The organism is Litchfieldella qijiaojingensis, from assembly GCF_014651875.1.
GTDB lineage: Bacteria > Pseudomonadota > Gammaproteobacteria > Pseudomonadales > Halomonadaceae > Litchfieldella > Litchfieldella qijiaojingensis.
On record NZ_BMXS01000009.1, the window covers coordinates 93,099 to 109,818 of the forward strand.

Annotated in this window: 13 protein-coding genes; 6 read left to right on the plus strand and 7 right to left on the minus strand. The window is 61.1% G+C overall.

What is annotated here, in order from left to right; all coding sequences use genetic code 11:
• The 5 genes from truA to leuC all read right to left on the minus strand — a co-directional run bounded on the left by truA (position 1) and on the right by leuC (position 5,670).
• Entirely contained in the window at positions 1-966 is a 966-nt protein-coding gene (gene truA / locus IE093_RS10450) for a tRNA pseudouridine(38-40) synthase TruA (RefSeq protein WP_189468876.1), read from the minus strand.
• A 261-nt stretch (positions 967-1,227) separates the two neighbouring features.
• Positions 1,228-2,340 (minus strand): aspartate-semialdehyde dehydrogenase, encoded by a 1,113-nt coding sequence (gene asd / locus IE093_RS10455; protein WP_189468879.1) that lies wholly within the window; start codon positions 2,338-2,340, stop codon positions 1,228-1,230.
• A gap of 34 nt (positions 2,341-2,374) precedes the next feature.
• Positions 2,375-3,454 (minus strand): 3-isopropylmalate dehydrogenase, encoded by a 1,080-nt coding sequence (leuB, locus tag IE093_RS10460; RefSeq protein WP_189468881.1) that lies wholly within the window; start codon positions 3,452-3,454, stop codon positions 2,375-2,377.
• Between the two features lie 119 nt (positions 3,455-3,573).
• Complete coding sequence (leuD, locus tag IE093_RS10465; RefSeq protein ID WP_189468883.1) at positions 3,574-4,221, minus strand: 3-isopropylmalate dehydratase small subunit; 648 nt, start codon at positions 4,219-4,221, stop codon at positions 3,574-3,576.
• A 3-nt stretch (positions 4,222-4,224) separates the two neighbouring features.
• Positions 4,225-5,670 carry a 3-isopropylmalate dehydratase large subunit gene (leuC, locus tag IE093_RS10470; RefSeq protein WP_189468885.1) on the minus strand — a complete coding sequence of 482 codons (1,446 nt, stop codon included), beginning with the start codon at positions 5,668-5,670 and terminating at the stop codon, positions 4,225-4,227.
• 153 nt (positions 5,671-5,823) lie between these two features.
• Between leuC and IE093_RS10475 the strand changes: the two genes are divergently transcribed.
• On the plus strand, positions 5,824-6,717 hold the full coding sequence (locus IE093_RS10475) for a LysR family transcriptional regulator (RefSeq protein ID WP_189468887.1): 894 nt from the start codon (positions 5,824-5,826) through the stop codon (positions 6,715-6,717).
• Positions 6,718-6,792: 75 nt separating this feature from the next.
• Entirely contained in the window at positions 6,793-8,145 is a 1,353-nt protein-coding gene (locus IE093_RS10480) for a hypothetical protein (RefSeq protein ID WP_229803474.1), read from the plus strand.
• Here IE093_RS10480 and IE093_RS10485 read toward each other — a convergent pair.
• Positions 8,142-8,675: a zinc ribbon-containing protein gene (locus IE093_RS10485; RefSeq protein WP_189468889.1), complete on the minus strand. Its 534-nt coding sequence runs from the start codon at positions 8,673-8,675 to the stop codon at positions 8,142-8,144. The two genes, IE093_RS10480 and IE093_RS10485, sit on opposite strands and share 4 nt — an antisense overlap.
• Positions 8,676-8,903: 228 nt before the next feature.
• Between IE093_RS10485 and leuS the strand changes: the two genes are divergently transcribed.
• Genes leuS through holA form a run of 3 tightly spaced genes read left to right on the plus strand, consistent with a single transcriptional unit; the run spans position 8,904 to position 13,073 of the window.
• Positions 8,904-11,486: a leucine--tRNA ligase gene (gene leuS, locus IE093_RS10490; protein WP_189468891.1), complete on the plus strand. Its 2,583-nt coding sequence runs from the start codon at positions 8,904-8,906 to the stop codon at positions 11,484-11,486.
• A gap of 23 nt (positions 11,487-11,509) precedes the next feature.
• Entirely contained in the window at positions 11,510-12,001 is a 492-nt protein-coding gene (locus IE093_RS10495) for an LPS-assembly lipoprotein LptE (RefSeq protein WP_189468893.1), read from the plus strand.
• Positions 12,002-12,014: 13 nt separating this feature from the next.
• Positions 12,015-13,073 (plus strand): DNA polymerase III subunit delta, encoded by a 1,059-nt coding sequence (gene holA, locus IE093_RS10500; protein WP_189468894.1) that lies wholly within the window; start codon positions 12,015-12,017, stop codon positions 13,071-13,073.
• 68 nt (positions 13,074-13,141) lie between these two features.
• On the opposite strand, the gene IE093_RS10505 is transcribed toward holA, so the two are convergent.
• Positions 13,142-13,483, minus strand: a complete 342-nt coding sequence (locus IE093_RS10505; RefSeq protein WP_189468896.1) for a VOC family protein — start codon at positions 13,481-13,483, stop codon at positions 13,142-13,144.
• A 1,193-nt stretch (positions 13,484-14,676) separates the two neighbouring features.
• Between IE093_RS10505 and IE093_RS10510 the strand changes: the two genes are divergently transcribed.
• Complete coding sequence (locus IE093_RS10510; RefSeq protein WP_229803476.1) at positions 14,677-16,710, plus strand: putative bifunctional diguanylate cyclase/phosphodiesterase; 2,034 nt, start codon at positions 14,677-14,679, stop codon at positions 16,708-16,710.
• Positions 16,711-16,720: the final 10 nt, after the last annotated feature.

Consider the following 16,720-nt stretch of genomic DNA (forward strand, 5'->3'; position numbering starts at 1 on the left):
TCACTCCTGGTCAGAAGGCTGATGCCGGCCGATCTCGGCCAAGCCCTCGGAGGTTTCGCTTTCCGCCGCCTTCGGCAGGCCGCGACGATAGCGAACCCAAGGGCAGTCGGGCAATTCGCGTTCGCCGGTCCATTCGCCGAGAAAAGCAAGCAGATTGGGCCCCAGGGGCTCACGCGGCAGGACGAAGCGTTCGTCGTAGATCGAATCGACGAAATGCAGACCACATCCCGGCGCCGTGACGCTGGCCAGTGTGCGGTCCTTCAGTTCGAGCAGGTTCTCGATATAGTTCTCGCCACGTTCGCTTCGCCCCACATCGACCAAGGCGCCGACGATGTTGCGAATCATGTGGTGCAGGAATGCGTTGGCCTGGACGTCGATCACTACCAACGGACCATGACGATGCACCTCGATGAAATGCAGATGACGCCAGGCGCTTTTCGACTGGCACCCAGCCGCGCGGAAACTGGAAAAGTCGTGCTCGCCTACCAGTGCCTGCGCGGCACGGTGCATGGCGGGAGCATCCAGCGGGTCGCGACACCAGGTGGCATTGGCACGCTCCAGCACTGGGCGGCTGGGCTGATTGAGGATCACGTAGCGGTAGCGGCGCGCCACTGCCATGAAACGCGCATGAAAATCATCGGCCACAGGCGCCACCCAGCGAAGCGCAATATCGCGTGGCAGGTTGGCATTGCCGCCGAACACCCAGGCCTTCTCCGAGCGCCCGACCGGCGCATCGAAATGCACGATCTGGCGGGTGGCATGCACACCGCTGTCGGTGCGTCCACTGCAGTGAACCGTGACCGGCTCTCCCGCAACCTTGCCAAGCGCCCGTTCGACCTCGGCCTGCACCGAGGGCGCATGCTTCAGGCGCTGCCATCCGCAATAGGCGCTTCCGTCGTATTCCACACCGAGGGCCAAGCGGCCGGTGAGGTGTTGTGTATCGTCGAGTGACTCGAACAGGGGCATGGCTCAATCGAGGTTATGCTGCGCGATCGGAACCCGCGCTTTCGCCTGGAGCGATGCCTCCGGGGAAGCGGCGGTGGGGCCTCTATTATCCAGATGCAAAGGCTCGAACGCCACCTCCGCGACCTCCCACTGGACGCCGTGCTGCGACGAGGCGGCATTCCGGCCGCTATCGAACACGGTCTCGAGGCGAATACATGCCCAAACAGCGAAATGCCTCCCTAGGGGAGGCATTTCGTATCATTGCCGAGTCGCACCGCTGGCTTACTGCTCGCGCAGGATTCTCAGCATGCGCTTGAGCGGCTCGGCAGCGCCCCACAATAGCTGGTCGCCCACCGAGAAGGCCGACAGATACTCACCCCCCATGGCGAGCTTGCGCAGGCGCCCCACCGGGATATCCATGGTGCCGGTCACGGCGGCCGGCGTCAGGCTGGCGAGCGTGGCTTCCTTGTCGTTGGGAATCAGCTTGACCCAGTCATTGTGCTTGGCGATGCGATCCTCGATCTCGTCGATCGGCACATCGCGCTTGAGCTTGATGGTGAATGCCTGGCTATGCGAGCGCATGGCACCGATCCGCACGCACAGGCCATCGATGGGCACGGGATTGTCGCTGCGACCGAGGATCTTGTTGGACTCGACGCTGCCCTTCCACTCTTCCTTGCTCTGGCCGTTCTCCATTGGCTTGTCGATCCATGGCAGCAGACTGCCAGCCAACGGCGCTCCGAAGTTGTCGACCGGGAAGTCGCCACCACGCATGGCCGCGGTGACCCGGCGGTCGATATCCAGGATAGCGCTGGCCGGATCGGCGAGTTCGCTCTTGACGCTATCTCGCAAGACGCCCATCTGCTCGAGCAGTTCGCGCATGTGCTTGGCACCGGAACCGGAAGCGGCCTGATAGGTCATGGAGGTCATCCATTCGACCAGATCGGCCTCGAACAGCCCCCCCAAGCCCAACAGCATCAGGCTCACGGTACAGTTGCCGCCGACGAAGGTCTTGCCACCTTTCGCCAACTGGGCATCGATGACGTGCCGGTTGACCGGGTCGAGCACGATGGTCGACTCATCCGCCATGCGAAGCGTGCTGGCGGCATCGATCCAGTAACCTTTCCAGCCGGACTGACGCAGGTCCTTGTAGACCTTCTCGGTGTAGTCGCCGCCCTGGCAAGTCACGACCACGTCCAGTGCCTTGAGCTCGTCGAGGTCTAAGGCATCCTTGAGCGAGGGCACGTCCACACCGATGTCGGGGCCCGGCTGACCGACCTGGGACGTGGTGAAGAACACTGGCTCGATTCCAGCGAAATCGTTGTCCTCACGCATGCGCTGCATGAGCACGGAGCCCACCATCCCACGCCAACCGACGAAACCGACTTTCAACATGTGAAGTCCTCCTGAAATCTGTGTTAACCCGTCATTATACATGACGGAAAGCGGCTAGCACGGCTTCGCCCATTTCGGATGTGGAAACCTGGCGGGTTCCCGGGTAGGCGATATCGGCCGTACGCAAGCCGTCGTCGAGCACTTTACCGACCGCCCCTTCGATCCGCGCGGCCAACTCTGGCTCATCGAGTGAATAACGCAGCATCATGGCCACCGAGAGGATGGTCGCCAGCGGATTGGCGAGGTTCTGGCCAGCGATGTCCGGAGCACTGCCGTGGCACGGCTCGTACATGCCCTGCCCGCTCTCGTTGAGCGAGGCCGAAGGCAGCATACCAATGGAGCCGGTGAGCATCGCTGCAGCATCGGACAGAATATCACCGAACATGTTACCGGTGACGATGACGTCGAACTGCTTGGGGGCACGCACCAGTTGCATGGCAGCGTTGTCGACATACATGTGCGAAAGCTCGACGTCGGGATACTCCGGCGCCAGACGCTCCATGATCTCGCGCCACAGAATGGTGACCTCGAGCACGTTGGCCTTGTCCACCGAACACAGCTTCTTGTCACGCTTGCGGGCCATCTCGAAGGCCACGCGGCCGATGCGCTCGATCTCGGACTCCGAGTAGATGTAGGTATTGAAACCCACACGCTGCCCGTCACGCTCTTCGATCCCGCGCGGCTGGCCAAAATAGATGCCACCGGTCAGCTCGCGCACGATCATGATATCCAACCCGGATACCACCTCGGGCTTGAGACTCGAAGCCTCGGCCAATTGAGGATAGAGGATCGCAGGACGCAAGTTGCCGAACAGGCCGAGGTGCTTGCGCAACCCCAGCAAGCCCTTTTCAGGCCGCTTGGACAGATCCTCGATCTTGTCCCACTTCGGACCGCCCACAGCACCCAGCAGGATGGCATCGGATGCCTTGGCCTTTTCCAGGGTCGCCGCCGGCAGCGGCTCGCCGTGAACATCGTAGGCGGAGCCCCCTACCAGGCCCTCCTCGATGGTCACATCCAAGCCCTGCTCCTGGCAGGCCTCCAGAACCTTGACCGCCTCACGGGTGATTTCCGGGCCTATACCGTCGCCCGGCAGAACGAGAATCTTGCGGCTCATGCGTCGTGGCTCTCTTTATCTGGCGATGATGTAGCGCTTTCCCTGCGCGATTGCCCCGAGGGGCGTTCCTTGCTGTGTCCAGCGTTGTGGTTATTAAAACCTAGATCATAGGTGCTTCTCTAAGGCGCCTGGCGGAACAACCAAGGCCGTGCTTCGCGGTGACGCTGCTCGAAGGAACGAATCGCCGGCTCATCCTGCAGGGTCAGGCCGATATCGTCGAGCCCTTCGAGCAGGCAGTGCTTGCGGAACCCGTCCACCGAAAACTCGATGAGCTCACCCTCGGGCGTCACGATGCGCTGATGCTCGAGATCGATATCGAGGCTATAGCCTTCGTTGGCTTCCACAGCCTTGAAGAGCCGGTCGACCGTTTCCTCGTCGAGGGTGATCAGCAGGATGCCGTTCTTGAACGAGTTGTTATAGAAGATATCGGCGAAGCTCGGCGCAATCACCACGCGGAAACCGAAATCAGCCAGCGCCCAGGGCGCATGCTCGCGAGAGCTGCCACAACCGAAGTTGCGGCGTGCCAACAAGATACTGGCGCCTTGGTAGCGATCCTGGTTGAGCACGAAGCCCGGGTTGAGCGGGCGCTTACTGACGTCCTGGCCGGGATAGCCCTCGTCCAGATAGCGCAGCTCGTCGAACAGATTGACACCGAAACCGGTGCGCTTGATCGACTTCAGGAATTGCTTGGGAATGATCAGGTCGGTGTCGACGTTGGCGCGGTCGAGCGGCGCCACGAGGCCCTGATGACGTTCGAATTTCTGCATGCTTCAGGCCTCCTGCACGGGTGCGACGTCAGCGAATTGACGCACGTCAACGAAATGACCGGCGATAGCGGCAGCAGCGGCCATCGCCGGGCTGACCAAGTGGGTACGCCCACCGTAGCCCTGGCGCCCCTCGAAGTTGCGGTTCGAGGTCGAGGCACAGTGCTCGCCGGGTTCCAGTTTGTCGGCATTCATCGCCAGGCACATCGAGCAGCCCGGCTCGCGCCATTCGAAACCGGCCTCGAGGAAGAGCTTGTCGAGCCCCTCGGCCTCGGCCTGGCGCTTCACCAGGCCGGAGCCCGGTACCACCATGGCCAGTTTGATGCTGTCGGCAACCTTCTTGCCCTTGGCCACCTTGGCGGCCTCGCGCAGGTCTTCGATGCGCCCATTGGTACAGGAGCCGATGAACACCTTGTCGAGCCGGATGTCGGTGATCCTCTGCTTCGGCGCGAGCCCCATGTACTCCAGGGCCCGCACATAGCTGCGCTGGACGGTCTCGTCGGGGGCCTCGGCCGGATCGGGCACCTCGCCGGATATGCCGGTGACCATCTCGGGACTGGTGCCCCACGAAACCTGCGGTTCGATCTCGGAGGCATCGATCTCGACCACCTTGTCGAACACCGCATCATCGTCGGAAACCAGGTTGCGCCAATTGGCCACCGCGGCGTCCCACTGCTCGCCACTGGGGGCGAAGGGGCGGTTGCGCAAGTACTCGATGGTGGTGTCGTCGACGCCGATCAGGCCCACCCGGGCGCCGGCTTCGATGGCCATGTTGCACACCGTCATGCGGCCTTCCATCGACAGCTCGCGGATGGCGCTACCGGCGAACTCGATGGCATAGCCAGTGCCTCCGGCGGTACCGATGCGGCCGATCACCGCCAGCACGATATCCTTGGCCGTCACGCCGGTACCCAGCTTGCCCTCGACCCGGACCTGCATGTTCTTCATCTTCTGTGCCAACAGACACTGGGTCGCCAGCACGTGCTCGACCTCGGAGGTACCGATGCCATGGGACAGCGCCGCAAAGGCACCATGGGTAGCGGTATGGGAATCACCGCAGACCACTGTCATGCCCGGCAGCGTGGCGCCCTGCTCGGGCCCCACCACGTGAACGATACCTTGGCGGGCGTCGTTGATGCGGAACTCCTCGATGCCGAAGGCTTCGCAGTTGTCGTCGAGCGTCTGTACCTGGATCAACGACACCGGGTCCTTGATGCCAGTGTTGCCCTCGGCACGCTCGGCCAAGGTGGTAGGTACGTTGTGATCGGGCGTGGCCAGGTTGGCGTCCAGACGCCATGGCTTGCGACCCGCCAGGCGCAAGCCCTCGAAAGCCTGCGGTGATGTCACTTCGTGCAGCAACTGCCGATCGATATAGATCAAGGCGGTGCCGTCGTCGCGCTCCTTGACCAGGTGCTGCGACCACAACTTGTCATAAAGCGTCTGGCCTGCCATCGGTTTCCTCCCAGGGGGCCTTCATGCCGGGCCCTTCATTCATCGTGACAACGAGAGTAGAATCCGAGACCCATAAAATCAATTCATGTTCTTTATCCTTTGGATTCCACAATGGAATAATAGTGAAACATCTTCTCTACAAGCCCTGAAGCCATGGATACCCAAAGCCTACAAGCCTTCCTTGCCGTCGCCGACAGCGGCTCCTTCTCACTGGCCGGCGAACATCTCCATCTTACACAGCCGGCGGTGAGCAAGCGCATCGCCACCCTGGAGGATCAGGTCGGCGCCAAATTGTTCGACCGCATCGGTCGCCGCGTGTCCCTGACCGAGGCCGGCCACCTGCTGTTACCACGCGCTCGTCAGATCCTGGTGATGGTCGATGATAGTCGCCGCGCGCTCTCCAACCTGGCCGGCGATGTGGCCGGCAGCCTGACCATGGCCACCAGCCACCACATCGGCCTGCACCGTCTGCCACCACTGCTCAAGGCCTACACCCAGGCACACCCCGAGGTACGCATGGACATGCGCTTCCTGGACTCCGAGCAAGCCTATCAGGGGGTGCTCGACGGCGACCTGGAAATCGCCGTGGTGACGCTTGCGCCAGTCCCCGATCCGCAACTGACCGTAGCCCCGGTATGGGTCGACCGTTTACGTTTCGTATGCGGCCATGACCATCCACTTGCTTCGCTCGACCCCTTGCCGTTGTCAACACTGTCGAGCTTCGATGCGGTCCTGCCGGGTCACCTGACCTTCACCCGCGGCATCGTGGTCGACACCTTCGCCCGCGACGGCCTCAAGGTGAACGTGGCACTGTCCACCAACTACCTCGAGACACTCAAGATGATGGTCACCATCGGCCTCGGCTGGAGCGTACTGCCGGAAACGCTGATCGACGAAGAGGTCCATGTGCTGCCTATCGAGCACCGCCCCATCGAGCGGCCACTGGGTTATCTGGTGCACAAGAGCCGCACCCTGTCGAACGCCGCTCGTTCGATGCTGACGATGCTCGACGAGGCACGCACGCCTGAAGCCAGGGCATGGTCGTGAGCAAGCGAATCGCCTGCTTGTCGGAGATGGCAAGGTTGCCTAGGATGCTAACTTTTGCTTAGGAATCCTTAGCCCATGCCCAGCAGGGACACGCTCAGCGCCGACACCACCTCCGACGACAGCACCTCTTCACGCCAGGTGGTGGCGGGCATGGCGATTCTTGCCGGCTTGATGCTACAAATCGCACGCTTCGCCGATGCGCCCTTCGATGCCAATCTGATCGGTTACGCCTTCTGGATGGCGGCACTGTTGCTGTGGCGTGACCTCGATCCGCGCACCCGGCTCCAGGCTGGGGGACTTTCCGTCATCGGTCTGGTACTGCTTGTCATCAGTCAGTTCCACTATCGCGCCGAGATCGACTGGCTCGGCATCCTGACTGGCAACACCTATGTGGTGGCCATGCTGGTAGGGGTGAGCTTCCTCGGCCTGATCGGCGGTCGGAAAGCTCCTGGCGGCGGTCGAACCAGCACTGGCGTGCGAGGCGTAGTCAATACCTGGTTGAGCGTCCATCTGCTCGGAGCGATCCTCAACCTGTCATCAGTGTTCATGGTCGGCGATCACATCAAGGCCCGTGGTCGGCTGGAGACGGCTCAACTGTTGACCCTCAACCGTGGCCTGTCGAGCGCCGCTTTCTGGTCGCCGTTCTTCGCCTCGATGGGGGTGGCGATGAGCGTCGCGCCGGAGATGGCTTATGGCGGCATCCTGATTTTCGGCCTACCGCTGGCGCTTTTGGCCGGCCTGATCACCCGATTCGAGATACCACGCCGCTTCGTTCTCGACGACACCGAGGGCTTCACGTTATCGCCGGCCAGCCTGCTGCTGCCGGTGGCAATGGCTGCGCTGGTGATGCTGTTCCACTACATCATCACACCCTCGCTTTCCATCGTCAGCATCATCACCTTCCTGATCCCCAGCGTGGCGCTGCTGTTCAACCTGCCCCGCGGCCTGGCCTGGCCCGTGAGGCGTACCCTGCAGCACGCTCGTACCCGGCTGCCGGCCATGCGCGGCGAGGTCACGCTGTTCTTGTCCGCGGGGTTGTTCACGCTGGGACTATCGACTTTCACGCGGGCGGCTACCGGCAATCAATGGGTGCTGTTCGACGAGTTCGGTGTGCTCGAAGCCTCGATCAGCTACGTGGCGATCGTGGTCAGCGCCGTGGCGGGGTTGCACCCGATCATCGGCGTCTCGGCGTTGGCCTCGATGCTCGATCCCGACACCACCAATCACACCCTGCTGGGCTTCGTGTCACTGGCAGCCTGGGGAGTGGGGGCCGCCGTCGGCCCCCTATCGGGCATCAACCTGTCGCTGCAGGGGCGATACGACATCAGCGGCTATCGCCTGATGAAGCTCAATATCCCCTACGCGCTGATGATGTCATGCTTGGTGTTCGCTGCCATTGCCCTGATGGACACCATTTTTAGCCGTTAGCCACTGGTCGCCAGATCATTATCCGGGGCGCGCGAGAAGTAACGGTGGCCACACTGATGACACGGATCTAGCCGAGCCACGTTTTCCAGTTGGACGTGCGCGCCGCAGTGCACGCAGGCCATGCGCCCGGGCGCGGCGATTTCGCCCTCGCAATAGTCGGCCCGAGCGGCTTCCAGATCGTCATCGAGGCGCGCCTTGTCGACGATCGAACGATCGGCGATCGACAGCAGCGCCTCCGTGACCTTGCGTGAAAGTACCGACAGGTCGATTCCCAACCAACTGGCCACACCCTCACCGCCGGCGGCCAGATAACGGCGCATGTCCTTGAGATCGCGCTCGACCCAAGCACGCAACAGCGACAACTCATCCTTGGTAAACTCTGCCAGCTCAGCCTCGAACTCCACCGCTTCGTCGAGGTCCTTCTGCAGGTTTTCCCACGACAGCTCATCCGCGCCCTCCTTCAGGCGCGAAAGCACGCGCTCATAGCCTTGGCGCATCCGATGTTCGCGTTGTTCCCTGTTCTCGCTCATGACGTTCTCCCGGTTCCAGCCTGGTCACGGGGCCCCTACCTGCAAGCGCCCCACTGCGGTATGCTTAGTCACCATTTAGACGCTATCTTCTCGTGCCTTCAAGGATTTCCGTTCACGAACGACATTTCCGGCCGAGATTGACACGACCGATCGCCCCTTGGCGTCGCCCCGGTACGCAAGCCGCGCCCGGGCAGTCGCCATTCCAACGCAAGGTGCCTATTAAGACCGATGGACGCACAGTACAAGCCCCACGAAACCGAACGCGACGCCCAGCAGTTCTGGGACAAGAACCAGTGCTTCAAGGCGGTGGAAGATGCCAGCCGCGAGAAGTTCTACTGCCTGTCGATGTTCCCCTACCCCAGCGGCAAACTGCACATGGGGCATGTGCGCAACTACACCATCGGTGATGTGGTGTCGCGCTTCCAGCGCATGCAGGGCAAGAACGTGCTGCAACCCATGGGTTGGGACGCCTTCGGCATGCCAGCGGAAAACGCCGCGATCCAGAACCGCGTACCGCCAGCCAAGTGGACATTCGACAACATCGACTACATGCGTCGCCAGCTGAAGGCGCTGGGCTTCGCCTACGACTGGGATCGTGAGTTCGCCACCTGCGACGCCGACTACTACCGCTGGGAGCAGTGGTTCTTCACCAAGCTGGTGGAAAAAGGCCTGGTCTACAAGAAGATGGCCGCCGTCAACTGGGACCCGGTGGATCAGACGGTGCTGGCCAACGAGCAGGTCATAGACGGTCGTGGCTGGCGCAGTGGCGCCTTGGTCGAGCGCAAGGAGATCCCGCTGTGGTTCCTCAAGATCACCGATTACGCCGAGGAACTGTTGGCCGATCTCGACAAGGTCGACTGGCCCGAGCAGGTCAAGACCATGCAGCGCAACTGGATCGGCAAATCGAAAGGCGTGGAGATGAACTTCGATATCGCCGACCACAACGGTGACGCCTTCGAGCCGCTACGCATCTATACCACCCGCCCCGACACTCTGATGGGGGTGACCTACATGGCCGTGGCCGCCGGCCACCCGCTGGCGCGCAAGGCTGCCGAAGACAATCCGCAGTTGGCCGACTTCCTCGAAGAGTGCAACCGAGTGGGCACCTCCGAGGCCGAGCTCGCCACCGTGGAGAAAAAGGGCATGGATACCGGTTACCAGGCCGTCCATCCCATCAGCGGGCGCCGGGTGCCGGTGTATGTCGCCAACTTCGTGCTCATGGAGTACGGCACGGGGGCGGTGATGGCAGTACCAGGCCATGACCAGCGCGACTGGGAGTTCGCCACCAAGTATGGCTTGCCGATCGAGGCGGTGATCGCCGACGAGAACGGCCAGGCCCCGGATCTCTCGCAGGGCGCCCATGTGGAATACGGCATCCTGATCAATTCCGGTGAGTTCGACGGCCTCGACTTCCAGCCGGCCTTCGACGCCATTGCCGCGCATCTCGAGGAGCAGGGCCATGGCGAGGTCAAGATCAACTTCCGCCTGCGCGACTGGGGCGTGGCCCGCCAGCGCTACTGGGGCGCGCCGATTCCGGTCAAGTACGGCCCCGAGGGCCAGACCGTGCCGCTCAGCGATGACGAACTGCCGGTCGAGCTGCCGATGGAGGTCACCGTCGATGCTTCGGGCTCACCGCTGAAGAAGATGCCAGCCTTCTATGACCTGGGTGACGGCTGGACCCGTGAAACCGATACCTTCGACACCTTCATGGAGTCGTCCTGGTATTACGCGCGCTTCTGCTGCGCCGACAACAAGGACGCCATGCTCGACGAGCGCGGCGACTACTGGCTGCCGGTGGATCTCTACATCGGCGGCATCGAACACGCCATCCTGCACCTGCTCTACGCGCGTTTCTTCCACAAGCTGATGCGTGACTTCGGCCTGGTGAAATCCGATGAGCCCTTCCAGCAACTGCTGACCCAAGGCATGGTGATCGCCGAGACCTTCTACCGCCCCACCGCGAATGGCGGCAAGGAGTGGTTCAACCCGGTGGACGTCGATGTCAAGCGTGACGAGAAAGGGCGTCCGGTGAGTGCGACCCTAATCCAGGACGGCAAGCCGGTGGAGATGGGCGGCATCGAAAAGATGTCCAAGTCGAAGAACAACGGCGTCGACCCACAAGCCATGATCGACCGCTTCGGAGCCGACACGGTGCGCCTGTTCATGATGTTCGCCGCTCCGCCAGAACAGTCGCTGGAGTGGTCGGATTCCGGTGTCGAGGGCGCCCACCGCTTCCTCAAGCGCTTGTGGCGACTGGTCGCCGAACACCTCGAGGCTGGCACGCCTGGAACGCTGGATGCGAACGCCCTTGACAACGATCAGAAGGCGCTGCGTCGCAAGACCCACGAAACCATCAGCAAGGCCAGCGACGACATTGGCAGACGCACCACCTTCAACACCGCCATCGCCGCGGTGATGGAGCTGAGCAATACCCTGGCCCGCTTCGACGACACCAGCCCCCAGGGCTTGGCCGTGGCCCGCGAAGCCGTGGAAGCCTGCGTGCTGCTGCTGGCACCGATCACGCCGCATGCCTGCCACGCACTGTGGCGCGAACTGGGCCACGACGAGCCGGTAATCGACGCCGCCTGGCCCAAGGTCGACGAATCGGCGCTTACCAAGGACAACATTGAGCTGGTGGTGCAGGTCAACGGCAAGCTGCGCGCACGACTCGACGTTCCCGCCGATGCCGACAAGGCCACCATCGAAAGCCAGGCCATGACCGCCGAGAACGTGCAACGGCACGTCGAGGGCAAGACGGTCCGCAAGGTGATCGTGGTACCCGGCAAGCTGGTCAATATCGTGGTTGGCTGATCCAACATGGTAAGGGAGCACCCATGAAGCGCCGAGACTTTCTGCATCTTTCGCTGGCCGGCATCGCGGCGATGGGGCTTTCCGGCTGTGGCTTTCGGCTGCGCGGCCTCGGCTCCTCGGGGCCGACCCTGGAGGCCCTGGCCCTGAACGCCGCCGACAGCGATCTGGCACCGGTGGTGCGAGAGTCCCTCGAGAGTGCCGGCACCCGGCTCGACGTAAACGCTGCTCTTCGCCTCAACCTGGGGCAGGAGCGTTTCCGGGAAATCTCTCTGACCCATGGCGATGCCGGCAGTCAGGACACCGAGTTGCAACTCACCGCCCCCTTCTCGGTGCAACGCGCCGCCGATGGGGCCTACTTGCTCAATCAGCAACAGCTCGATGTCTCGACCACCTTCAGCGTCAGCGACGATGACCTGCTGGCCCAGGACGATATTCGCAGCGAGGCTCGCGAACGCCTGCGCCGGGATGCCGCCCGCCAGTTGATCGAGCGGTTGCGCCCCTTGGCGGAACGGTGACAGGGCGACCCCCATGAAAGTCTTTCCTGACAAGCTCCCCGCTGAACTGGCCAAGAAGCTCCCACCGGTGGTGATCATCGCCGGCGACGAGCCCTTGGTCCATATGGAAGCCTGCGACGCGGTGCGCACCAAGGCACGCGAACAGGGCATCGAGGAACGCGAGGTGTTGCACGTCGAAAACGGCTTCCAGTGGGGCCGGCTGCTCGAATCCGCCGCCAGCATGTCGCTATTCGCCTCGAGCAAGTTGATCGAGCTGCGCCTGGGGAATCAGTCTCCGGGGCAGGAAGGCAGCAAGATTCTGGAAGCTTATGCCGAACGTCTCCAGGACAGCGACAACGTGCTGTTGATCGCCGCCGCCAAGCTCGACCGCAAGATACAGCAGAGCAAGTGGTTCAAGACCCTCGACAAGGCCGGTTTTTTTGTTCCGGTGTGGCCAGTGGACCATCAGAGGCTAGGGTTTTGGCTGCGCGACCGAGCCGGCCGCTACGGGCTGACCTTAGACATGGACGCCGCCCGTCTGCTCGGCGAGCGCACCGAGGGCAACCTGCTGGCTGCCGACCAGGAATTGCAGAAGCTGGCTCTGCTGATGCCTCCCGGCGCGCGCCTGGATGCCGCCACCATCGCCGGCGGGGTCGAGGACAGCGCGCGATTCGACATCTTCACCCTGGCCGATGCCTGCCTGCGCGGGGAGCGCGAACGAGTTTCGCGCATCGTGCGTGGCCTGCGTGGCGAGGGGGTGGAGCCCACGTTGATTCTCTGGGCGCTGACCCGTGAACTGCGCACCCTGCTCTCGCTCTACCAGCACCTCGACCAAGGCCAGAGCTTCGAACACGCCTGCAAGGCCCAGAAACCACCGATCTTCGACAAGCGCCGCCCCGCCTATCAACAAGCGCTCAACCGTCTGCCGATCAAGCGCTTGCACAAGCTTTTGTTGTTCGCCCAGCGCCTCGACCTGGCGATCAAGGGCGCAAGTGACATTCCGCTCTGGGACGGCCTGCACGACCTGGCGCTGACGCTCGCCGGCGGACGCGGGTTGCTGGCGGAATCGCCTCATTCCTACAAAATCGGCTGATATCCCGACAATGCCTGCATGAGATCGAATAGTCGTGTCGTTCGAGACAAGATAAGCTCCTCGACAAATCATGACGCCACACGGCTATTTATTTCTATTTTTATTCCATCGGGATCTGCAACGACAATGCCGGAGTCTGACCGGGAAATCACTTGACCTCCCAGGCTCATAATCGTTGAGTCAAGATCTTCTCTGACGACCGTACTGAACCCCAGCCGTGTGCCGGCTGAAACCGGATTTTCCCCCGAGGCAGGATAAATCTCAAAGACAACATCACCAATTTTCGAAGAATAATGCAGTGGTCCATTACCATGCTTCTCCTTCTTGAACCTCAGACCAAGGGCTTCATAGAACAATTTCGACTGTTCAACATCCGATACACGGACAACCACTAAGTCAAGGGAAGTCATGATGTCTCCAGCAGGGCATGAAGTAAAGTTGGATGGTATAGTCAGAAATAGACCAGTCACGTGTTTACCAAGCCGGCATGGTAGGCTTGGAAACACTCACGCCTGGAAGGCTCCGGCAAGCCAAGTGCGCGAGCTGCCGGCAAGAGAGTACCATCCACGAATTGATCGAATTCACTCTGCGAATTCCAGACATCCACGATACGCCACCCTCCCGATACCGCACCACATGAATGAAACATGATGCCGCTCGGCGGTCCGTTTGACGCGAGACTCGCTCCGAGCTTTTCGTATGTCTTTTCTGAGACATCAGAAAACTCGATCATGGTAACTATTGGCATGTATTGCTTCCCATTGGAGGTCTTGCTCATTCGCTACCCGGTGCCGGAAACTGCTGGTAGCTAATCAACGACCCTGGATAGATCATTAGCGTAGCTGCCCGATACACAGTAACGCAGTGATTGAGTCGCGCAGGCATTTATTCAGCGCTTCCCTAACACTCGACCGTGGCCAATGGCCAGTTATGCCATGTCTTGCGCATGCGGTTCAACAGGCAGACGAAGCGAGATCCAGTCGTCTCAACGGCTTCGTAGCGAAGGTGAGACGATGGATCCCGCCGGCTATTGGCGTTTTTCTCGGAACCAGCGTCTGGTCACTTGCCGGCTTGCCCCGCGGTTCGGCTCGATATGCCGGTGACCAGTGCCGCAACAGCCACCCAGTACATCGATATCCCCGAAACGCAGGCTATCCGAAAAACGCATCCCCTGCCGAAAAGCCGGCGCATCAATCGCTCTATAAGTCCACACCGTGTTGAAACCGCGCTACTATTGGGCCGAGCGACCGCTTCAAAGCTGCAGGACACATTGGCATTGATCGCCGGAGGACCTTCAAATCGAAGCCCCGTAGGCTCTGGCCAAAGCCACACAAGTTCATGAGACGGAAACCGTGTTGAGGCTGCTCATGGCTTAACTTGGGTGGATTGAGAAAAAGCTGGACGATCCGATGCTGCACAGATGGGAATTCCCCGGCAAATGGAATCGCCCGCTCCGGACAGGGACCGGAAAGGACGACAACAACGTTACTCCGAAGAGCAGCACAGTATGTCTGAAATATCGACGTTTTCACCAAGACCAGGTTCTTCGGTCGAAAGATACATTCGCTCTATCGGCCGGTACTATATCGGTGCCGCCATAATCATGACCCTGCTCATTGGAGCGACATATTTAACGGTCAAGATCGCGCTTGACCGCCATGCGCTACAGCAGGAAATCAGCTTCCTTACCAGCCGCCAGTTCATCCGGTTTCAGCAACTTGCCAATCAGACACGGGCGGTCATGAGCGCATCCGCCGATCCCGATCTGCCTGAATACATCGTCCAGCCGATGCTTGACGATGTACGCACGGCCATTGCCGATATCCGAACCATAATGAATCGGCTGAAGACCATGCACAGGCGCCTCAACAAAAATCTCCTGGAGCGGATCAACCCCCAGGACTCAGCAGACGAAGACCTCTACCTCGATCTCAACCGACGGCTCGAGGTTTTTCTCTCGCGCGCCGAAAGAGTGGTCAGCGCCAGCCGCGAAGACCGGCGGCGACGATACACCTTCTGGGGACCGATCGACTTCGCCGTCTCGGCCGACAGCTTCCTCATGCGCCATTTCAACGATCTTATTCAACACTCCCACAACCGCAGCGGCGCCAGCATCGGCAACGCGGTATCGATCAGTACCGTCCTTCTTCTCATGCTCGCTGCGATTTTCATCCTGGCAAGCGTTTTCCTGTTCTATCCGCTGCTGAAAAAATTGCGTAGCGAACACCGCCGGAAAATGGACTTCGAGCACGAACTCACCCATCTTGCCCAGACGGACGAGCTCACCGCGCTCAAGAACCGCTCCTTTTTCAATTCAGCACTCCGCGGTCTGCTCCGCCGCTTCAAAAGGGATGGCACCGGCTTTTCCATACTGCTCGTCGACCTGGACCACTTCAAGGCGATCAACGACAGCTTTGGCCATCCGACCGGCGATGCCATACTTCTCCATGTCGCACGTATTTTCCGCAACGTCTTCCGCGCCGACGACATCATTGCCCGCATCGGCGGCGACGAATTCGCCGTTCTGATGCCTGGGATCGACGATGAAGCCCGTCTCAACGCCATGGCCGATCGACTCGTTATGGCGATAGCGGCGGATTTCCCTTTCGAGGACAACACGCTCCGGACATCGGCCAGCGTGGGCGGTGCCATTGTCCCCATTCATGCAACGGATGAATCCGGCCTCGTCCGTGTCGCCGACCTCGCGCTCTATGCCGCCAAGACCGAGCGGAACAACGCCGTCATCTTCGACGAAACCTCACTCGCCTCGCGGCTGGAACAGAGTGAATTGGCCGCGACCCTCGCCTGCGCGGCCGACCGCGACGAGTTCATCGTGCACTATCAGCCCAAGGTTGGCCTGAGGAAGGGAGACCACCTCGGGTTCGAGGCGCTCGTCCGGTGGAATCACCCTAAACTTGGCTTGCTCGCACCGGGCGCTTTTCTGCCGTTGATGGAAGACCCGCGCCTCATCGGCGACATGACCCGCGCCGTGGCAAGGGGCGTATGCCGCGACCTCAAGGCATGGAAAGAGGCGGGATTTTTGTCAGGTCCCATCGCCATCAATCTGCCGGAGGCACTTCTGATCAACGAGAACGGGTTCGAAATACTCGCTTCGGCCATCCGCGAGTATGACCTCGATTGGCACGACCTGACCATCGAAGTGACGGAGGACGTTTTCCTCAACCGATATGCCGAGCGCATACTTGCATCGATGACGCGCTTCCGCGAACAGAATGTATCCATTGCCCTCGATGATTTCGGAACCGGCTTTGCTTCACTCTTGCATCTGCGTGACTTCCCCTTCGATGAGTTGAAAATCGATCGCGGTTTTGTCGCCGATATCGGCCTGGACAGCCGGTCCGAACAGATCATCCGCGCGATGGTCGATCTGTCGCGCAATTTAGGCAAGCGCTGCGTGGCGGAAGGCATCGAAACCGAAGCGCAGCGCGACTTCCTTCTGGAGGCGGGCTGCGAAATCGGCCAGGGATACCTGTTCGCCAAACCGATGCCGGGTAGCGAAGTCAAAGAGCGCTGGTTCAAGCAATCCGGTACTGACCGGCGCCGGCATGGCACTGAATTGCCCGATTCCGCAACGCGCATGGTGGACGCCAATATATCGACCTTGGATACGCGCTGACGGCACCGAT